Raw genomic sequence first — 2,715 nt, 5'->3', positions numbered from 1 at the left:
AGCGGGTCGGCGCCGCGGATCGCGGGGCTGGCGTCATCGGCGTGAGCGTCGTAGTAGGCCTGGTAGTCGGCGCGGTATTCGGTGTGCAGCTCGTGCAGACGCGCGATCTGCTCGTCGATCGAAGCCGTGGCCGGCAGGTCGAGGATCAGCGGCTTGACCTTGGTGCGCAGGAAGTGGTCGGGGCAGCTCGTGCCAAGCGCCGCCAGGCGGGGCGCATTCTCGGATGCCAGGAAGTCGAGGACCACGTCGGAATCGGTGAAATGTCCGACCATGGGCTTGTCGGCCGAGGCGATGCCGCGGATGGTACCGGCGAGGGCTGCGGCGCGCTCACGGCGCTCGGCGTCGGCGAGGGCGGTGAAGCCGGGGCGGACCGCGCCGAAGGGCTCGGCCTTGCCGTTGGCGGTGATGTAGGCGGCGGCCGTGTCGATGATCCAGAGGGAGTTCTTCTCGGACTCCTCGGAGGTGTCGCCCCAGGCGGTGATGCCGTGGCCGCCGAGGATGCATCCGATGGCCTGCGGGTTCTGCTTCTTGATCTCGGCGATGTCGAGGCCGAGCTGGAAGCCGGGGCGGCGCCACGGAACCCAGACGACCTTGTCGCCGAAGATCTTCGCGGTGAGCTCTTCGCCGTCGGCGGCGGTCGCGATGGCGATGCCGGAGTCGGGGTGCAGGTGGTCGACGTGAGCGGCGTCGACGAGGCCGTGCATGGCGGTGTCGATCGAGGGGGCGGCGCCGCCCTTGCCGTGCAGGCAGTAGTCGAAGGCAGCGACCATCTCGTCTTCACGGTCGATGCCGGGGTAGACGTTCACCAGCGAGCGCATGCGGTCGAGGCGCAGGACGGCGAGGCCCTGCTCCTTGAGCGTGCCCAGGTCTCCGCCGGAGCCCTTGACCCACAGCAGCTCGACGGGCTCACCGGTGACCGGGTCGGTCTCGGTGCCCTTGGCGGAGGTGTTGCCGCCGGCGTAGTTGGTGTTCTTGGGGTCGGCGCCGAGGCGGTTCGACCGCTCGATGAGGGCGGCGGCGGTGGGGTTTGTCATGAGAGAGCTCCCGCGAAGTGGTTGTGATTTGTTGTTAATTCTTTCAAGAACTCACGCCTCGCGCAACCGTCAGAGCAGCTGGACGTGCTTGCGGTAGGCGTCGAGGCGGGTATCGGCCGGGTCGAGCTCGGTGATCACCGTGTCGATCTCGTCGAGCGCGAAGGTCGCGGCGACGGCGACACTGTCGAGTTTGGATGAGTCGATGCACAGGACGGTGCGCGCGCTGCGCGCAGCGAAAGCACGCTTGACCTGGCTCTCCGCCAGCGACGCCTCCGACGTGCCATGCACGGGATGCAGAGCGGATGCCGAGGTGAAGAACGCCTGGTACAGCATCGACTCCGCTGCATCGCACGCGAGCCGCCCGACGAAACTGCCCGTCGCCGGGTCCTGCTCCCCGCCGATCAGGATCGCCGTCGTGTCGGCCGTGGCGTTCAGCATTGAGAAGTTCTCATATGAATTCGTGGCGATGATCAGGCCCTTCCGCCCGCGCATCGCGCCCGCCAGCGTGCCGACGGTGCTCGAAGCATCCACCGCGACCGCCCCCGAGACCGGGATCAGACCCGCGGCCTTCGCCGCGATCGTCTGCTTCGCCCGCGTGCGCATGAGCCGGCGCTCCCCGAACTTGCGCGGCCCCTCGAGCGCCACTGCGCCGCCGCGCACACGGCGCAGCATGCCATCCGACTCGAGGTCATCGAGATCACGGCGCACCGTCATCTCGGACACATCGAGCAGACGCGCCAACTCGTCGATCTGGGCGCTGCCGTCGCGATCGATCGTCGCGAGGATCGCCGCCCGACGTTCCTCGCCCCGCAGGGTGCTGCTCGTTGCCATGATGATCCTGTTCGAAGATGTTACTTCGCACAGGATAGCGGGCATTCGAACATCGGCGGAATAGAAACGGGTGGGGCGCCCGCGCATCTGCGCGGACACCCCACCCGTTCGGTGCTTCTGTGATTCAGACGCGTGCGGTCTCAGCATCCGCCGTCGAACCGTAGCGCTCCTCTTCGATCTGCTCGAGCGTCTTTCCCTCGGTCTTCGGAGCCCAGATGGTTCCGATGAGGAGGGCTGCGACGAGCAGGCCGATGATGAGGAGGCCGAGCTGGCCGAGTCCGATGGACTCGAGCAGGATCGGGAACACGAGGCTCAGCAGGCCGACCATGACGCGGGCGAGCATGAAGAGCACACCCTGCGCGCTGGCGCGGTACTTCGTCGCGAACAGCTCTGCGGTCCACAGGCCGTAGAAGGCCTGGGCGCCGACACCGGCCGAGATGCCCCACGCCGAAGCGAAGAACAGCAGCGAGAACATGCTCGGCGGTGCGAAGACGAGGACCACCCAGGCGATGACGCCGAGCATACCGCCGCCGAAGTACAGCCATCGACGGCTGACGCGGTCGCCGTAGCGCATGAAGCCGAAGTAGGTGGCGAGTGCCGTGAGCGACCAGACGAGCACCTGCAGCAGGTTCTGCTGCGTGCCGTCGTGCAGGCCGGCGGCGTCGTAGACGCGCGGCTGGAAGATGCCCGACTGGCCGGCGACGGTGTTCCACAGGCCGTAGACGCCGAGGAGGAACGCGAGGGCGCCGAAGTTCTTCTTGTTCGACAGGAGTCCGCGGATGCCGGAGAAGAAGGAGACCTTCTCGCCCTTGGCCTTCTCCGCTGCGCGCTGCTCCTTCCACCGGGTGGA

3 protein-coding genes are annotated in these 2,715 nt (G+C 67.5%); all 3 read right to left on the bottom strand.

Translation table 11 applies throughout. The features are described from left to right. Nucleotides 1–1,034, bottom strand: a 1,034-nt coding sequence (locus Q0Z66_RS12450; RefSeq protein WP_298041638.1) for a class II aldolase/adducin family protein, incomplete at its 3' end; no start/stop codon positions are given. Nucleotides 1,035–1,103: 69 nt separating this feature from the next. Then, nucleotides 1,104–1,865 (bottom strand): DeoR/GlpR family DNA-binding transcription regulator, encoded by a 762-nt coding sequence (locus Q0Z66_RS12445; protein WP_298041636.1) that lies wholly within the window; start codon nucleotides 1,863–1,865, stop codon nucleotides 1,104–1,106. A 124-nt stretch (nucleotides 1,866–1,989) separates the two neighbouring features. Then, nucleotides 1,990–2,715: MFS transporter (locus Q0Z66_RS12440; protein ID WP_298041634.1), on the bottom strand; the 726-nt coding region annotated here is incomplete at its 5' end.

It is taken from the genome of uncultured Microbacterium sp., assembly GCF_947632095.1.
Classification (GTDB): Bacteria; Actinomycetota; Actinomycetes; order Actinomycetales; family Microbacteriaceae; genus Microbacterium.
The sequence above is the reverse complement of the archived record's forward strand: the minus strand, read 5'-3'. Positions and strand labels throughout refer to the sequence as shown.